This window comes from Bradyrhizobium sp. Bra64 (genome assembly GCF_024519875.1).
In the GTDB taxonomy this organism is placed as follows: Bacteria; Pseudomonadota; Alphaproteobacteria; order Rhizobiales; family Xanthobacteraceae; genus Bradyrhizobium; species Bradyrhizobium japonicum_G.
The window spans coordinates 337,347-351,497 of sequence record NZ_JALJRD010000006.1 but is presented as its reverse complement, the minus strand read 5'-3'; the positions used below and the strand labels follow the sequence as shown (position 1 = coordinate 351,497).

The following is a 14,151-nucleotide window of genomic DNA, read 5'->3' as shown; positions in this document are numbered from 1 at the left end:
GCGAGTCAAAGCTAGTGTCCGTCCTCGACCACAACGCCATCGACCTCAATCCCCGCATCTCCGAGGCGGAGGTTGGCGACTACATCGCGCTGCTGAAGCCGCGGGTGATGTCGCTGGTGATCTTCACCGCGTTGGTCGGCATGGCGATGGCGCCCGGGCATTTCCACCCGGTGCTGGCGATCACCTCGCTGCTCTGCATCGCCGTCGGCGCCGGTGCCTCCGGCGCGCTCAACATGGCGCTCGAGGGCGACATCGACGCCAAGATGTCGCGCACGGCGAACCGGCCGATCCCGCGCGGCCGCATCACCCGTCCCGAGGCGATGGCCTTCGGCATGACGCTCGCCTTCTTCTCGGTGATGACGCTCGGCATCCTCGTCAACTGGATCGCGGGCGCGCTGCTCGCCTTCACCATCTTCTTCTACGTCGTGATCTACACGATCGGCCTGAAGCGCTGGACCGCGCAGAACATCGTGATCGGCGGTGCCGCCGGCGCGCTGCCGCCGGTGGTGGCCTGGGCCGCGGTGACGGGCACGGTCGACGTCGAGCCGCTGCTGCTGTTCGCCATCATCTTCTTCTGGACGCCGCCGCACTTCTGGGCGCTGGCGCTGTTCCGCTCGGACGATTACGCGCGTGCCGGCATCCCGATGCTGCCCAACGTCGCCGGTCCCGACGCGACGCGGCTTCAGATCCTGCTCTACACCGTCGTGCTGATCGCGGTCGCCGCGGCGCCCTGGGCGCTGGGCTATTTTGATGCCGTCTATGGCGTCGTCTCGCTGATCCTCGGCGCCGGCATGCTTGTGCTCGCCATCAACGTCTATCTGCGCCGCGAGCGCAGCCAGTCGCTGCGTGCGACCCGCAAGCTGTTTGCCTTCTCCATCCTTTATCTGTTCGCGCTGTTTGCGACCTTGCTGGCCGAGGTCGTGTACCGGGCGCTTGCTCCGATGGCAGGGGGCGCATGATCGCGGTAATGGTCGACAAACCCGAGCCCAATGGAATCGTCCTCACCGAGGCGCAGAAGAAGAGCCGTCGTCAGCGCTCGATCGCGATCGCGCTCGCGCTCGGCGTGCTCGTGGTGCTGTTCTTCGCCGTCACCATGGTCAAGGGTCCGGCCGTGCTAGTCCGGCCGATGTAGGGAAGATGGATCAGAAGCCGACCATATCGCAAAATCGGAACCGAAAGGCCAGGAAGGGCCTCGGTCGCGACGTGCTAGTCGCCTCGATCTGCGGCGGTGTGGTCGCGCTGATGGTCGGCGCGTCCTACGCGGCGGTGCCGTTCTACAACTGGTTCTGCCGCGCCACCGGCTTCAACGGCACGACCCAGGTCGCGACCTCGGCGCCGGCGACCGGTCCGATCGCGCGGAAGATCGCGGTGCGCTTCGATTCCAACGTCGCGCCCGGCCTGCCGTGGAAGTTCGAGCCAGAGCAGAGCGAGATCGAGGTCAATATCGGCCAGGTCGTGACCGTCTTCTACACCGTGACCAACCAGGCCGCGCGCACCACCGCAGGCCAGGCCGCCTACAACGTCGCGCCACTGACGGTTGGATCCTATTTCCAGAAGATCAACTGCTTCTGCTTCACCGAGCAGACCATGGCGCCCGGCGAGAAGCGCGAGATGCCGGTCGTGTTCTACGTCGATCCGTCGATCGCCGACGATCACGAGAACGACGGGCTGAACACGATCACGCTGTCCTACACGTTCTATCCGGTGCGCGATCCGGTGGTGAAGCCGCTTGCAGCCAGCGAAGACGACAAGCGCAAGGGAAATCTCTGATCGCCGGGCTCGCGCCAGGGTGGTTGGACACAAGGGGATAAGTGCCGGACAGGCACGGGATTGAGGAGAGAGACCGCAAATGGCAACGGCGCACACCAAGCAACACGACTACCACCTGGTCGATCCCTCTCCGTGGCCGGCGGTCGGCTCCGTCTCGGCCTTCATCATGGCGGTCGGCGCGATCACTTGGATGCACCACATGTTCTCGGCCGCGCCGATTCTGTTCGGGGTCGGCACGGTCGGCGTGCTCTACACCATGGCGAGCTGGTGGGGCGACGTGATCAAGGAAGCCCAGTACAAGGGCGACCACACCCGCGTCGTGCAGCTCCATCACCGCTACGGCATGATCCTGTTCATCGCCTCCGAGGTGATGTTCTTCGTCGCCTGGTTCTGGGCCTATTTCAACGCGGCGCTGTTTCCCGCCGACGCCGTCCACGCCACCCGCGATGCGATATTCGGCTGCGGCCTCGGCACCGCGGCCGGCGCCTGCGCCGTGCCGGGCACCTGGCCGCCGCATGGCATCGAGACCTTCGATCCCTGGCATCTGCCGCTGCTGAACACGCTGATCCTGCTCACCTCCGGCACCACCGTGACCTGGGCCCACCATGCGTTGCTCGAGAACGATCGTCAGGGCCTCAAATACGGCCTGATCCTCACCGTCGTGCTCGGCGCGCTCTTCACCTGCGTGCAGGCCTATGAGTACAGCCACGCCGCGTTCTCCTTCGGCGGCAACGTCTACGGCGCGACCTTCTTCATGGCGACCGGCTTCCACGGTTTCCACGTGCTGGTCGGCACCATCTTCCTGCTGGTCTGCCTGTTCCGCGCCTATGCCGGCCACTTCACGCCGACCCAGCATCTCGGTTTCGAGTTCGCTGCCTGGTACTGGCACTTCGTCGACGTGGTCTGGCTGTTCCTGTTCCTGTGCATCTACGTCTGGGGACACGGCGCCGAGACCATGGCCCACGGCGCGCACTGAGCTACCTTTGATCGATTAGAAAGGGCGGCCGCAGGGCCGCCCTTTCGCTTTTAGGCCGCCGGAAGCTTTGGCGGAAACTATGCTAGACTCTTTCATCATGAACGATACCTCTGACACCTCCGAGCCCAAGACGACCGTCCTGCAGAGTGCGATGCGGGGGCTCGCCTGCAAATGCCCGCGCTGCGGCCAGGGCAAGCTCTATGCGGGGTTCCTGACGCTGGCGCCTTCCTGCGACCGTTGCGGCCTCGATTACGCCTTCATCGACAGCGGCGATGGCCCTGCCATCTTCATCATCATGCTGGCCGGCGGGATCGTTGTCGCGTGCGCGCTCATCGTCGAGGTCAAATACCAGCCGCCGTACTGGCTGCATGCCGTGCTGTGGCTGCCGCTGATCCTGGCGACCACGCTGTTGCCGTTGCGCGCGATGAAGTCGCTGCTGATCGCGCTGCAATTCCACCACAAGGCGGCGCCGGGCCGGCTGGTCGACCGCGCGAAATGACCGATACGGCGCGCAAGCCTCGCGTGGCCGGCTTCGCGCTGTTCACGCTTTTCCTGATGGCGGTGTTCGTCGCGCTCGGTGTCTGGCAATTGCAGCGCCGCCTCGCCAAGCACGAGCTGATCGCCGCGCTCACCGAGCGTCTTGCGGAGGCACCGGTCGCCCTGCCGTCGCCGGCGCGATGGGCCGCGCTCGATCCCGCGCTCGATGAATTCCGCCGCGTCAGCTTCACCGCGACCTATGCGCCCTTGCCCGATGCGATGGTCTATTCCCCCGGGTCCGCCGTGCGCAAGGACGCCTCCGGTCCCGGCACCTGGGCCTTCCTGCCGGCGCGCCTTACGACCGGCGAGACGGTCGTGATCGATGCGGGATTCGTCGAGAACACGATGCAGGACCGCAGCGTCGAGGATAGAGCGGTCAAGAAGCTCGTCACGGGGCAGGCGGTCGCGCTCACCGGCTATCTGCGCTTCCCCGAGGCGCCGGGCTGGCTGACGCCGGCGGAGAATCGCGACAAGCGGCTCTGGTTCGTGCGCGATCATGCGGCGATCGCAAGCACGCTCGGCTGGGGCGCGGTCGCGCCGTTCTATGTCGATCTCGAGCAACCCGCGCCGGACAACAACATTCCGCGTCCCGGAGCGCTCGACGTGCATCTGAAGGACGATCATTTGCAATACGCCATCACATGGTTTGCGCTTGCCGGTGCGGTGCTGATCGCTTTCGGCGTCTGGGTGAAGGGACGGCGCTCAAGTTGAATTCCCCGTAGGTTCCCGGAAGGAACCCGGTATCGCCCGGGGTATATTATTCGGCGCACATTCACGAGTGTGGTCCTGGGCCGCAGCGCAAAATTTCGCGGCAGACAGGATGTTGCCGTGAGCGATTTCGATCAGATGGGAATTGTCGTCGATTGGGTGGACGCCTGCAGGAAGGGCGACCTCGCGACGCTGCTCGACCTCTATGCGGACGACGCCGAGGTCGAATGCACCTGCAACGGCACGCAGAGCTATCGCGGCCGCTTCGAGCTCGAGACCTATTGGGGGCCGCGGCTCAGCGCATTCTCGTTGGCCGGCTTCGGTCTCGAGGAGATCCATCCCGTGCCGAACGGCGTCGATCTCGAATATTCCGTCGCAGGCTCGCTGCGCGTTCACGCCACGTTTCGCTTCAGTGCGGAAGGCAAGATCCACAGCACGCTGTGCGTGCCGGCGCGACAGCACGCGCATCACGGCTGCGCGTGCTAGCTCTGCGCCGGCCCGTCGCGCGTCGTCTGCACCGGCAGACGGCAACGCACATAGGTTCGTTCATCCGCACGCAGCAATGACAGCGATCCGCTGAGTGCACGCACGCGCTCATGCATGCCGGTCAGGCCCCGGCCGAAGACGTTGTCTTCGGGAAATCCCGCGCCGTCGTCGGAGATCTCGATGACGAGCGCGTCGTCGGAGACGGCGGCCTGCACATGGACATTGCGTGCTGCGGCATGGCGCAGCACGTTGGTCAGCGCCTCCTGGATCACGCGATAGACGGTCTGGGCCAGCGGCCCGTCGATCCCGTTGAGGTCAGGATCGACCGTGGCCGTCAGGCCGATATGCGGGGCCTGCTTGCGAAAGTTCCGGAGCAGCGTCTGCACGCTGGTCTCCAGGCCCAATTCCTCGATATAGAGCGGCCGCAGCCGCTCGAGGATGCGGCGGTTGGTCTGCTGGAGCGCCTCGACCGATTGCAGCACCTCCTGGGCCGAATTGCCGAGATATCCCACCGGCGGTGAGGCCTCGACCAACGCGATCGTGCCGGCGCGGATGCTGAACAGCAGCGGGCCGAGCTCGTCGTGCAGATCGCGGGCGAGATCGCGCCGCTCGTCGTCCTGGAGCGACACCAGGCGGTGCAACAGGTCGCGATTGTCCTGGCTCAGTTGCGCGAGCGTCGCGGCGAGCGCATTGGCTTCCTCGCAACTTTGACGTATTTCCGGCGGTCCTGCTATCGGGATCGGCGTTGCGTAGTCGCCGCTTCGTAACCGCGTGAGACCGTCGCCAAGATCTTGCAGGGGGCGTAGCGCCGAGCCCGCAAGGACGTAGGCAATGATCGCCGTCAGTCCGATGAGCGCGAGAACGAAGCCGGAAAGCGCGAGAAAGCCGACCCACTTCTCGAACAAAGCAGCGGACAGATCTGGCGTGAACACGATGTTGCCGGCGTGCTGGCCGTCGACGGTAACGGGAAATGCGATATGCAGGTCCGGGATGGTGAGGAGATCGACGAACCATTTCGGCGGGCCGTGCAGAGGCCTCGGCGCCAACGAGGGTGAACCAGCCCCCACGGGACGGAATTGGATATCCGAGGATGTGTCCAGCATCCGGACGAAGTCGTCCAAGGTCCTGCGCGGGTTACCGGACGAACGCAGGGCGCTGTTCAGGGCCTCCGCCACCGCCCGGGTCGATCGCAGCGCCGGCTCGTTCTCTTCGGCGAGCTGGCCGATCGTGAAGGCATGCAGCAGGACGCCGCCCATGAGCAACGCCGTGATGAACATCACACCGAGAGGGAGAAACAATTGGGCCCTGAACGAGAGTCGCTGCCACATTAGGTCGATTCTAACGCGCATCGGCGGAATTTGCTCTTTCCATTTGTTCCCGTCGGTCTATGAGTCGAAAAACGAGAGAGCGCGCGATGCAAGATACTGCCAGGCCGGCGACAAGGATCCTGATCGTCGACGACCATCCCGTGGTGCTGTCAGGTTGCCGCACCCTGTTCGCTTCCGATCATTCGATCCGGATCGACGAGGCGACCGACGCCAAATCCGGGCATCGCGCCTATGTCAGCAAGCGGCCCGACGTCACGGTGATCGACATCAGCCTGCCCGACGTCTCCGGCTTCGAGCTGATGCGACGCATCCGCAAGGAAGATCCGGACGCCAAGATCATCATGTTCAGCATGAACGAAGACCCGGCCTTCGTGGTGCGGGCGGTCGAGCTGGGGGCGCAGGGCTATGTCTCCAAGGGCGATGATCCCAGGATCCTGCTCAAGGCGGTGCGCAAGGTGGTCGCGGGGGACAATTTCATCTCGCCGCAGCTTGCGGAAGCCGTGACGTTTTCCGGCGCGGCGATCAAGGCCAATCCGGCCTCGCAGATGACGCCGCGCGAACTCGAGATCCTTCGCCTGCTGGGGCGAGGCGACAAGATCGTGGAGGTCGCCGAGGCCCTCGGTATCTCCTACAAGACCGTCGCCAACACCACGTCCCTGCTCAAGCAGAAGCTGGGTGCCAAGAACCATTCCGACCTGATCAGGATCGCGGTGGAAATTGGAATGAACTGATTTTCCGCCGCCGAACCGGCTGCTCCAGGATGCTGCCGGTTCGGCGGGTCGGACAGGTCTCGGCGCTCAGCCGGGCAATGCATGGATCGCGCCGCCACCCAACCGCCGACACAATGGGTTGAGGTGGCATTCGTTCCCTGCATCGCCCGTTGCCTGGGAAATAGCGGCAAGACGCGACGACCGGCTGCACGGAGGCGTTCCCCGGTGCACGGCCCGTGACGGGAAAAATAGGAACATCTTCTCGCATTCGCCGTTTTCGCCCTTGACGGTTTCGTGACAGGCGACGAAAGCTTGCGTCCACAGTTTTAGCGGGTCCGCGACCCGCGCCCGGCAAACTGGTCTGCAAACGTCAACGACAGACCTTCCAGGAGAGAGGGCTGCGGCATCGCCGCAGCCCTTTTTCGTTGGGGTGGCCTTTTTCGTTGAGCGGCCCTTGTCGATGAAAAGGTCTTGGCGCGAAGCGGTTTCCCGATGCCACAAAACACTTTATGGTGGCCCAAAGCCTCTGGCTGTTGACAAGTAATTTCGTAAAATCAAAGGCTTGCGGATCGAGCCCGGCTCGGCCGGCCTTTGGAGGGCAGTTTGACTCGTTATATCTCGACCCGGGGGGAGGCCCCCGAACTCGGCTTCTGCGATGTGATGCTGACCGGGCTTGCCCGTGACGGCGGCCTCTATGTGCCGGCCAGCTGGCCGCAACTGTCGACTGAAACCATCGCCGGCTTCTTCGGTCGTCCCTATTGGGAGGTCGCGGTCGACGTGATCCGTCCCTTCGCCGGCGGCGAGATCACGGACGCCGAGCTCGGCCGCATGGCCAACGAGGCCTATGCCACCTTCCGACATCCGGCGGTGGTGCCGCTGCGCCAGATCGCGCCGCACCAGTTCGTGCTGGAGCTGTTCCACGGTCCGACGCTCGCCTTCAAGGACGTGGCGATGCAGCTGATCTCGCGGCTGATGGATCATGTGCTCGCCAAGCGCGGCCAGCGCACCACCATCGTGGTCGCGACCTCCGGCGACACCGGTGGCGCCGCTGTCGATGCGTTTGCCGGCCTGGAGAATGTCGATCTCATCGTGCTGTTCCCCCACGGCCGCATCTCCGAGGTGCAGCAGCGCATGATGACGACGACGGGCGCGGCCAATGTCCACGCGCTCGCCATCGAAGGCAATTTCGACGATTGCCAGGCACTCGTGAAGGCGATGTTCAACAACCATCGCTTCCGCGATGCGACCTCGCTGTCCGGCGTCAATTCCATCAACTGGGCGCGCATCGTCGCCCAGGTGGTTTACTACTTCACCTCCGCCGTTGCCGTCGGGGCGCCGGCGCGCGCGGTGGACTTCGTCGTGCCGACCGGCAATTTCGGCGACATCTTTGCCGGCTATGTCGCCAAGCGCATGGGCCTTCCGGTGCGGACCCTGCGCATCGCCGCCAACGTCAACGACATCCTGGCGCGTACGCTGAAGACCGGCATCTACGAGGTGCGGGAGGTGCACGCCACGGCGTCGCCCTCGATGGACATCCAGATCTCCTCGAATTTCGAGCGGCTGATGTTCGAGGCCGGCCGGCGCGATGCCGCCGGCGTGCGCCGTCTGATGGATTCGTTGAAGCAGTCGGGGCGCTTCGTGCTGCCCGATGCGACGCTGGCCGCGATCCGCGAGGAGTTCGACGCGGGCCGCGCCGACGAGACCGAGACCTCGGCCGCGATCCGTGCCGCCTGGCGCGAGGCGGGCGAGCTGGTTGATCCCCATACCGCAGTGGCGCTCGCTGTCGCCGACCGCGATACCACCGACACGACGGTTCCCAGCATCGTGCTGTCCACGGCCCATCCGTCGAAATTCCCGGATGCGGTCGAAGCGGCCTGCGGCCAGCGGCCGCAACTGCCGGCCTGGCTCGACGGTTTGATGACCAAATCCGAACACAGGAAGGTGATGAAGAACGATCAGGCCGAGGTCGAGCGGTTCGTGCTGTCGGTCAGCCGCGCCGCAAAACAGGGAGTTGCCGGATGAGCGTCGAGATCTCCAAGCTTGCCTCCGGCCTGACCGTCGTCACCGACAAGATGCCCCATCTCGAGACCGCGGCGCTGGGTGTCTGGGCCGGCGTCGGCGGCCGCGACGAAAAGCCGAACGAGCACGGCATCTCGCACCTTCTGGAACACATGGCGTTCAAGGGCACGACGAAGCGCTCCTCGCGCGAGATCGTCGAGGAGATCGAGGCGGTCGGCGGCGACCTCAACGCCGGCACCTCGACCGAAACCACGTCCTATTACGCGCGGGTGCTGAAGGCCGACGTGCCGCTCGCGCTCGACGTGCTCGCCGACATCCTCGCCAATCCCGCCTTCGAGCCCGACGAGCTCGAGCGCGAGAAGAACGTCATCGTGCAGGAGATCGGCGCCGCGCAGGACACGCCGGACGATGTCGTGTTCGAGCATCTCAACGAGCTCTGCTATCCCGACCAGCCGATGGGCCGTTCGCTGCTGGGTACGGCCAAGACGTTGCGCGCCTTCAACCGCGACATGCTGCGCGGCTATCTGTCGACGCATTATCGCGGCCCCGACATGGTCGTGGCGGCGGCAGGCGCAGTCGATCACAAGCAGGTCGTTGCCGAGGTCGAGCAGCGCTTTGCGAGTTTCGAGGGGACGCCGGGCCCGAAGCCGCAGACTGCCCAGTTCGGCAAGGGCGGCACCAAGGTGGTGCATCGCGAGCTCGAGCAGGCGCACCTGACGCTGGCGCTGGAAGGCGTGCCGCAGAGCGACTTGTCTCTTTTTTCGCTCCAAGTTTTCACCAACATCCTCGGCGGCGGGATGTCGTCGCGGCTGTTCCAGGAGGTGCGCGAGAAGCGCGGCCTCTGTTACTCCATCTACAGCTTTCACGCCCCCTATACAGATACCGGCTTCTTCGGCCTCTACACCGGCACCGATCCGGCCGACGCGCCGGAGATGATGGAGGTCGTGGTCGACATCATGAACGATTCGGTGGAGACGCTGACCGAGGCGGAGATCGCGCGGGCCAAGGCGCAGATGAAGGCGGGCCTGTTGATGGCGCTGGAGAGCTGCTCTTCGCGGGCCGAGCAGCTCGCCCGCCACGTGCTGGCCTATGGCCGGCCCCAGACGGTCGAGGAGCTGGTGGCCCGGATCGACGCCGTTAGTGTCGAATCGACCCGGGATGCTGCGCGTGCATTGTTGTCGCGGAGCCGGCCTGCGGTTGTCGCATTAGGCAGTGGCAGGGGTCTGGACACGGCGGTGTCTTTTGCGGAAGGATTGACGCGGGCACGCGCCAAGGCGCGGCTGCATTAGGAGCCGCCGCGTACGGGCTGACCCGCCTCGGGAAGCATCACCATGGCTCTCTTTCGCCTGCCATCCAGTGGACCCGCCGCCCTCGCGCCGCGCGGCAACGGGCTGCTGCTGCGCGCGCCGCAGATGTCGGACTTCTTGCAGTGGGCGCATTTGCGCGAGTCCAGCCGCGACTACCTCACGCCCTGGGAGCCGATCTGGCCGTCGGACGATCTCACCCGCTCCGGTTTCCGCCGCCGCCTGCGCCGCTATTCCGAGGACATCGCCGGGGACCGCTCCTACCCCTTCCTGATCTTCCGCGAGCTCGACGGCGCCATGGTCGGCGGCATCACGCTCGCCAATGTCCGGCGCGGCATCGTCCAGGCCGGCACCATCGGCTACTGGGTCGGAAGGCCCCATGCCCATCGCGGCTACATGACGGCCGCGCTGCGGGTGCTGCTGCCGACCCTGTTCGGCGAGCTCAATCTGCACCGGGTCGAGGCCGCCTGCATTCCCACCAACGCGCCGTCGATCCGGGTGCTGGAAAAGTGCGGATTCTCCCGTGAGGGGCTGGCGCGCCGCTATCTCTGCATCAACGGGGTCTGGCAGGACCATTTGCTGTTCGGCCTGCTGCACGAGGATTTCCGCGGCTGAGTCCGTCCATTCATGTGAAAGTCTCTTTGGGGCGACCCGGTTGCGCCTTGGGTTCGCCGATTTTGGCGATATAACGCGCAAGCTCGGCCGGCGCTCGGCCGGATAGTTGTCATGGAGTACGGGTGTCGATGGTGAATGAGCTTCGGTCTTCGCGGAATGCGTCGCGTCGGGCAGCGGCCGTGCTGGCGTTGTCGGTCGCGCTCGCCTCGGTCTCGCCGGTGGCAGCCCAGTCCTTGACCGACCGCTTCAAGGGCCTGTTCGGCGGCAGCTCCGACGAGCCGGCCCAGAGCAAGCCGGCGCCTGCGCCCGGCCAGCCGGCGGCCAATGACGACCTCGATTGCCCGCAGGTCACGGTGCGTGCCGGGGCCTCCACCTACGCGGTCGGTGTCGCCGGCAAGCCGGCCGTCGGCAATGAGATCCGCTTCCAGGCCACCATCACCAAGATGGCGCGCGAATGCGCCCGCAATGGCGGCGATATCACCGCCCGGATCGGCATCCAGGGCCGCGTCATCGCCGGCCCCGCCGGCGCGCCTGCGACCGTCGAGGTGCCCCTGCGCGTCGCCGTGGTGCAGGGCGGTGTCGGCGAGAAGGTGATCGCCTCCAAGGCCTACCGGACCAAGGTCGAGATGCCGGAGGGCGGCAGCGTGCCCTTCACCTTCGTCGCGGAGGATATGGCCTATCCGATGCCTTCGGCCAAGGACGCTGATTCCTACATCTTCTATGTCGGCTTCGATCCGCAGGCGCTCTCGCCCGAGCCGAAGGCGCGGGCGAAGAAGAAGTAGGGTCGGTCTCGCGTGTGGGACACGAGAACAAGCCCGACAAACAAAAAAGCCGGCGCTCATCGCGCCGGCTTCTTGATTGGTGAAGGCGAAATCCGTCAGTTCAGCTTCTGCCGGACCTCGGTGATGCCCTTGGCGAGCAGATCGTCGGCGACCTGGCCCCTGACCGACTGCGACAGGATCGTGGAGGCGGCCTGGACGGCGGCCTCCGCGGCTGCGGCGCGGACATCGGCCAGCGCCTGGGCCTCGGCGAGCGCGATCTTGCTCTCCGCGGTCTTGGTTCTGCGGGCGACGAAATCTTCCACCTTCGCCTTGGCCTCGATCGCGATGCGCTCGGCTTCGCTCCTGGCGTTGGCGATGATGTCGGCGGCCTCGCGCTCGGCCGAAGCGGTGCGCGCCTTGTAGTCGGCGAGCACCTTGGCCGCCTCCTGCTTGAGGCGCGTCGCGTCGTCGAGCTCGGCCTTGATGCGGTCGGCGCGGTGATCGAGCGCTTTCATCGCCGACTTGAAGACCCCAAGATAGCCGAACACGACCATCAGGATCACGAAGGCGATGGCGACCCAGGTTTCAGGATCGAAGAACATCTCGACTAACCTTTCAGCGACGCATCGACCGCTGCATTGACTGACGCAGCGTCGGGAACGACGCCGGTGAGCTGCTGCACGATCTGGCCTGCCGCATCGGCCGCGATGCCGCGGACGTTGCTCATGGCGGCGGCGCGGGTCGAGGCGATGGTCTTCTCCGCCCCGGCGAGCTTGGCCGCCAGTTGCTCTTCCAGGGCCTTGCGCTCGGCTTCCGCCTGCGCATTCGCCTTGTCGCGGGATTCGTTGCCGATCGCCTGCGCCCGCGAACGCGCCGCAGCGAGTTCGCTTTCATAGGCCTTCAGCGCCGCGGCGGACTGGTCCTTCAGCGCCTGTGCCTCGTTGAGGTCACCCTCGATCTTGTTCTGGCGCGCTTCGATCGCCCCGCCGACCTTCGGCAGAGCGAGCTTGGACACGACCACATAAAGCACGACGAAGAAGATCGCGAGCGACACCAGCTGCGAAGCATAGGTGCTGCTCTCGAACGGCGGAAAGCCGCCACCGTGACCGCCTTCGGCCCCGGTATGGGCGCCCGCCGCTGGACCCTTCGCCCCGCCATGACTCTCAGCCATGGAGTACTCCTGTTGCTGTCATGCGCGCCGCTTCGGTTGAAGCGGCGCGAAGAACGTCGTCCTCAGAGCGGAACGAACAGCAGCAGCAGCGCGATCAGCAGCGAGAAAATGCCGAGCGCTTCGGTCACGGCGAAGCCGAAGATCAGGTTGCCGAACTGGCCCTGAGCGGCCGACGGGTTGCGAACGGCCGCGGCGAGGTAGTTGCCGAAGATCACGCCGACGCCGACGCCCGCGCCGCCCATGCCGATGCATGCGATGCCCGCGCCGATAAGTTTTGCTGCTGCCGGATCCATTTTAGACTCCTTGGAAGAAAGATTGGGTTTTGGGTGGAAATTCCCCGGACTGCTCAGTGTCCCGGATGAATGGCGTCGTTGAGGTAGATGCAGGTCAGGATCGCGAACACATAGGCCTGCAGGAACGCGACCAGAATCTCGAGAGCGTACAGCGCGACCGTGAGCGCCAGCGGCAGCACGCCGCCGACCCAGCCGAGCGCGCCGAGCGAGAAGCCGAGCATGGCCACGAAGCCCGCGAACACCTTCAGCGCGATGTGGCCGGCCAGCATGTTGGCGAACAGACGGACGCTGTGGGAGACCGGCCGCAGGAAGAACGACAGGATCTCGATGAACATCACCAGCGGCAGGATGTAGCCGGGGACGCCGTGGGGCACGAAGATCGAGAAGAATTTCAGGCCGTTCTTGGCAACGCCGTAGATCAGGACCGTGAAGAAGACCAGGAGCGCCAGGGCTGCCGTCACGATCAGATGGCTCGAGATCGTGAAAGTGTAGGGGATGATGCCGACCAGGTTCGAGACGCAGATGAACATGAACAGCGAGAAGATCAGCGGGAAGAACTTCATGCCTTCCGAGCCGGCCGTCGAGCGGATGGTCGAGGCGACGAACTCGTAGGAGATCTCGGCGACCGACTGCAGGCGCCCGGGAACCAGCTGCGTGCCGCTGGCGAGCATCAGGATCGAGATGATCGCGACCGCCACCAGCATGTAGAGCGACGAATTGGTGAAGGCGATCGTTTGATTGCCGATATGGCCCAGGGTGAAGAGAGGCTCGATGTTGAACTGGTGGATCGGGTCGATTTTCATCAGCGCGGCATCTCTTGGTCTGCCGGGCAATGCCGGCGGGTCTCGGTCTGCCGGCCGGGCCGGCCCGTACCGGCGATGCCGGCACGATCATTCCTCTCCGTGCGGATCGCTTAAGAACCACCGCGCCTGTTTTGACCCGCGCCCGCCGTTCTCACCACATTCACCACGCCGGCCACGAAGCCCAGCAGCAGGAACACGATAAATCCGAAAGGCGACGTCGACAGCAAGCGGTCGAACCCCCAGCCAATCCCCGCTCCGACAACGACACCGGCGACCAACTCGGAGGATAACCGGAAACCAAGCGCCATAGCCGAAGCTCTGGCCGCTCTGTCTTCGCCGTCACCTGCGGGTTGCTCGGTCTTGACGTGGCGGCCGCGAAATTCGGACAACCGCTGGTCAAGATTTCCGAGCCGTTCGGAAAGCGCAGCTTCCTCGGACGATCTATCGCGATCTCCATTCTCGCCGTGCCCCGTGCCCTGTGCCATGCAACGAAGACCCGAAACGACGCGGCTGAATGGAAATTACGCCCGCCACCCTCAAAAGCCGCGCGGACCATACTGATGGCCCATAATCAAGTCAAGCCAAGTCACGATTGTGTCGATTTCAATTATGTATCTGATTTATTTGACGATATTGGCGTGCACGGCGGCGCTGTACACGGCGTGACGCC

Annotated in this window: 18 protein-coding genes; 12 read left to right on the top strand and 6 right to left on the bottom strand. The window is 65.0% G+C overall.

Features of this window, described 5'->3' with window-relative positions:
• The first annotated feature begins 14 nt into the window (after nucleotides 1-14).
• From NR187_RS20570 to NR187_RS20540, 7 genes are all read left to right on the top strand, one after another.
• Nucleotides 15-959: a heme o synthase gene (locus tag NR187_RS20570; protein ID WP_211381023.1), complete on the top strand. Its 945-nt coding sequence runs from the start codon at nucleotides 15-17 to the stop codon at nucleotides 957-959.
• Nucleotides 956-1,132 carry a CoxF protein gene (locus tag NR187_RS20565; protein WP_211381024.1) on the top strand — a complete coding sequence of 59 codons (177 nt, stop codon included), beginning with the start codon at nucleotides 956-958 and terminating at the stop codon, nucleotides 1,130-1,132. The genes NR187_RS20570 and NR187_RS20565 overlap by 4 nt, the downstream gene beginning before the upstream one ends.
• A 5-nt stretch (nucleotides 1,133-1,137) precedes the next feature.
• Nucleotides 1,138-1,770 (top strand): cytochrome c oxidase assembly protein, encoded by a 633-nt coding sequence (locus tag NR187_RS20560; RefSeq protein ID WP_211381025.1) that lies wholly within the window; start codon nucleotides 1,138-1,140, stop codon nucleotides 1,768-1,770.
• 79 nt (nucleotides 1,771-1,849) lie between these two features.
• Entirely contained in the window at nucleotides 1,850-2,746 is an 897-nt protein-coding gene (locus NR187_RS20555; protein ID WP_211381026.1) for a cytochrome c oxidase subunit 3, read from the top strand.
• A gap of 97 nt (nucleotides 2,747-2,843) precedes the next feature.
• A complete protein-coding gene (locus tag NR187_RS20550; protein ID WP_211381027.1) occupies nucleotides 2,844-3,245 on the top strand; it encodes a DUF983 domain-containing protein in 402 nt (133 codons plus the stop codon).
• On the top strand, nucleotides 3,242-3,994 hold the full coding sequence (locus tag NR187_RS20545; protein WP_211381028.1) for an SURF1 family protein: 753 nt from the start codon (nucleotides 3,242-3,244) through the stop codon (nucleotides 3,992-3,994). Before NR187_RS20550 ends, NR187_RS20545 begins: the two co-directional genes overlap by 4 nt.
• A 117-nt stretch (nucleotides 3,995-4,111) precedes the next feature.
• Nucleotides 4,112-4,477 (top strand): nuclear transport factor 2 family protein, encoded by a 366-nt coding sequence (locus tag NR187_RS20540; protein WP_211381029.1) that lies wholly within the window; start codon nucleotides 4,112-4,114, stop codon nucleotides 4,475-4,477.
• On the opposite strand, the gene NR187_RS20535 is transcribed toward NR187_RS20540, so the two are convergent.
• Entirely contained in the window at nucleotides 4,474-5,805 is a 1,332-nt protein-coding gene (locus NR187_RS20535; protein WP_211381030.1) for a histidine kinase, read from the bottom strand. The two genes, NR187_RS20540 and NR187_RS20535, sit on opposite strands and share 4 nt — an antisense overlap.
• Before the next feature lie 86 nt (nucleotides 5,806-5,891).
• On the opposite strand from NR187_RS20535, the gene NR187_RS20530 reads away from it, so the two are divergent.
• The 5 genes from NR187_RS20530 to NR187_RS20510 all read left to right on the top strand — a co-directional run bounded on the left by NR187_RS20530 (nucleotide 5,892) and on the right by NR187_RS20510 (nucleotide 11,235).
• Nucleotides 5,892-6,536, top strand: a complete 645-nt coding sequence (locus NR187_RS20530) for a response regulator transcription factor (RefSeq protein WP_211381031.1) — start codon at nucleotides 5,892-5,894, stop codon at nucleotides 6,534-6,536.
• Nucleotides 6,537-7,118: 582 nt separating this feature from the next.
• Nucleotides 7,119-8,537 carry a threonine synthase gene (gene thrC / locus NR187_RS20525; RefSeq protein ID WP_256807379.1) on the top strand — a complete coding sequence of 473 codons (1,419 nt, stop codon included), beginning with the start codon at nucleotides 7,119-7,121 and terminating at the stop codon, nucleotides 8,535-8,537.
• Nucleotides 8,534-9,823, top strand: a complete 1,290-nt coding sequence (locus NR187_RS20520) for a pitrilysin family protein (RefSeq protein WP_211381033.1) — start codon at nucleotides 8,534-8,536, stop codon at nucleotides 9,821-9,823. The genes thrC and NR187_RS20520 overlap by 4 nt, the downstream gene beginning before the upstream one ends.
• A gap of 42 nt (nucleotides 9,824-9,865) precedes the next feature.
• Nucleotides 9,866-10,453 (top strand): GNAT family N-acetyltransferase, encoded by a 588-nt coding sequence (locus tag NR187_RS20515; RefSeq protein ID WP_256807378.1) that lies wholly within the window; start codon nucleotides 9,866-9,868, stop codon nucleotides 10,451-10,453.
• A gap of 128 nt (nucleotides 10,454-10,581) precedes the next feature.
• Nucleotides 10,582-11,235: a hypothetical protein gene (locus tag NR187_RS20510; protein WP_256807394.1), complete on the top strand. Its 654-nt coding sequence runs from the start codon at nucleotides 10,582-10,584 to the stop codon at nucleotides 11,233-11,235.
• 95 nt (nucleotides 11,236-11,330) lie between these two features.
• On the opposite strand, the gene NR187_RS20505 is transcribed toward NR187_RS20510, so the two are convergent.
• From NR187_RS20505 to NR187_RS20485, 5 genes are all read right to left on the bottom strand, one after another.
• On the bottom strand, nucleotides 11,331-11,816 hold the full coding sequence (locus NR187_RS20505) for an ATP F0F1 synthase subunit B (RefSeq protein ID WP_211381035.1): 486 nt from the start codon (nucleotides 11,814-11,816) through the stop codon (nucleotides 11,331-11,333).
• 5 nt (nucleotides 11,817-11,821) lie between these two features.
• Nucleotides 11,822-12,385 (bottom strand): F0F1 ATP synthase subunit B', encoded by a 564-nt coding sequence (locus NR187_RS20500; RefSeq protein WP_256807377.1) that lies wholly within the window; start codon nucleotides 12,383-12,385, stop codon nucleotides 11,822-11,824.
• Nucleotides 12,386-12,447: 62 nt separating this feature from the next.
• Nucleotides 12,448-12,678 carry a F0F1 ATP synthase subunit C gene (locus NR187_RS20495; protein WP_007599451.1) on the bottom strand — a complete coding sequence of 77 codons (231 nt, stop codon included), beginning with the start codon at nucleotides 12,676-12,678 and terminating at the stop codon, nucleotides 12,448-12,450.
• A gap of 53 nt (nucleotides 12,679-12,731) precedes the next feature.
• Nucleotides 12,732-13,481, bottom strand: a complete 750-nt coding sequence (locus NR187_RS20490) for a F0F1 ATP synthase subunit A (protein ID WP_211381037.1) — start codon at nucleotides 13,479-13,481, stop codon at nucleotides 12,732-12,734.
• A gap of 110 nt (nucleotides 13,482-13,591) precedes the next feature.
• Nucleotides 13,592-13,966, bottom strand: coding sequence for an AtpZ/AtpI family protein (locus tag NR187_RS20485; protein ID WP_211381038.1), 375 nt, complete (start codon nucleotides 13,964-13,966; stop codon nucleotides 13,592-13,594).
• Nucleotides 13,967-14,151: the final 185 nt, after the last annotated feature.

What these genes read in the sequence shown, in the direction of transcription:
- NR187_RS20535 (WP_211381030.1), bottom strand. Translation starts at nt 5,805, where the DNA reads ATGTGGCAGCGACTCTCGTTCAGGGCCCAATTGTTTCTCCCTCTCGGT.
- NR187_RS20510 (WP_256807394.1), top strand. Translation starts at nt 10,582, where the DNA reads ATGGTGAATGAGCTTCGGTCTTCGCGGAATGCGTCGCGTCGGGCAGCG.
- NR187_RS20555 (WP_211381026.1), top strand. Translation starts at nt 1,850, where the DNA reads ATGGCAACGGCGCACACCAAGCAACACGACTACCACCTGGTCGATCCC.
- NR187_RS20520 (WP_211381033.1), top strand. Translation starts at nt 8,534, where the DNA reads ATGAGCGTCGAGATCTCCAAGCTTGCCTCCGGCCTGACCGTCGTCACC.
- NR187_RS20515 (WP_256807378.1), top strand. Translation starts at nt 9,866, where the DNA reads ATGGCTCTCTTTCGCCTGCCATCCAGTGGACCCGCCGCCCTCGCGCCG.
- NR187_RS20530 (WP_211381031.1), top strand. Translation starts at nt 5,892, where the DNA reads ATGCAAGATACTGCCAGGCCGGCGACAAGGATCCTGATCGTCGACGAC.
- NR187_RS20500 (WP_256807377.1), bottom strand. Translation starts at nt 12,385, where the DNA reads ATGGCTGAGAGTCATGGCGGGGCGAAGGGTCCAGCGGCGGGCGCCCAT.
- NR187_RS20550 (WP_211381027.1), top strand. Translation starts at nt 2,844, where the DNA reads ATGAACGATACCTCTGACACCTCCGAGCCCAAGACGACCGTCCTGCAG.
- NR187_RS20490 (WP_211381037.1), bottom strand. Translation starts at nt 13,481, where the DNA reads ATGAAAATCGACCCGATCCACCAGTTCAACATCGAGCCTCTCTTCACC.
- NR187_RS20485 (WP_211381038.1), bottom strand. Translation starts at nt 13,966, where the DNA reads ATGGCACAGGGCACGGGGCACGGCGAGAATGGAGATCGCGATAGATCG.
- NR187_RS20505 (WP_211381035.1), bottom strand. Translation starts at nt 11,816, where the DNA reads ATGTTCTTCGATCCTGAAACCTGGGTCGCCATCGCCTTCGTGATCCTG.
- NR187_RS20545 (WP_211381028.1), top strand. Translation starts at nt 3,242, where the DNA reads ATGACCGATACGGCGCGCAAGCCTCGCGTGGCCGGCTTCGCGCTGTTC.
- NR187_RS20565 (WP_211381024.1), top strand. Translation starts at nt 956, where the DNA reads ATGATCGCGGTAATGGTCGACAAACCCGAGCCCAATGGAATCGTCCTC.
- NR187_RS20495 (WP_007599451.1), bottom strand. Translation starts at nt 12,678, where the DNA reads ATGGATCCGGCAGCAGCAAAACTTATCGGCGCGGGCATCGCATGCATC.
- NR187_RS20560 (WP_211381025.1), top strand. Translation starts at nt 1,138, where the DNA reads ATGGATCAGAAGCCGACCATATCGCAAAATCGGAACCGAAAGGCCAGG.